Origin of the sequence: Micromonospora sp. LOL_015, from assembly GCF_048060275.1 — a bacterium.
Lineage (GTDB): Bacteria > Actinomycetota > Actinomycetes > Mycobacteriales > Micromonosporaceae > Micromonospora_E.
Window position 1 is genome coordinate 1 of sequence record NZ_JBHMIO010000170.1, and the last position, 605, is coordinate 605.

General features: G+C 71.1%; 1 protein-coding gene. It reads right to left on the reverse strand.

Annotation, left to right across the window (positions count from 1 at the left end; all coding sequences use genetic code 11):
• Nucleotides 1–538: transposase (locus ACFHWU_RS29330; RefSeq protein ID WP_416592329.1), on the reverse strand; the 538-nt coding region annotated here is incomplete at its 3' end.
• Nucleotides 539–605: the final 67 nt, after the last annotated feature.

Here is a 605-nt window from a genome sequence, read left to right on the forward strand (position 1 = left end):
CGCGGCGGACGATCAGCCGGGCGGTCGCCTCGTGTCGGGTGCCGGCGAACGCGGTGTACGTGGTTTCGGCGATCTGCGCGTCGGAGATCCACCGGCCGGCGTCTTCGTCCCAGACGGCCTGCGGATATGTGATGTCGACCCACTGGTCGGCGGCGATGCCGTCGCACGCGGCGCGGATCTTCGGGTCGATGCGGCAGGTGACCGAGAACCGCACGCCACGACGCCGGCAGCCGCTGATCACCGTCTTGGCGTAGAACGCCGAGTCCGCTCGCACCATGATCTCCCCCGAAGCGCCGCATGCCCGGGCGGTCGTGACGGCCTCGGCGATCATGGTGGCGGCGCCCCGGGCCGAGCCGGCGTTACCCGACCGCAGCCTCGTGGCGGCGGTCACCGGCGCGGACAGCGGGGTGGACAGCGTCGCGACCAGGGGGTTGTAGCCGCGCGGGTAGACGTTGTAGCCGCCGACCTTGGCGTGGCCGAACCCGATGCCCTGCTTCTGCTTGCCGTACACCCGCCGCAGCATGGAGTCGATGTCCACGAAGCACAGGGTGTCGCGGGCGGCGGCCTGTAACTGCCGTACGTGCCCGTGGGTGAACGTACGCAGG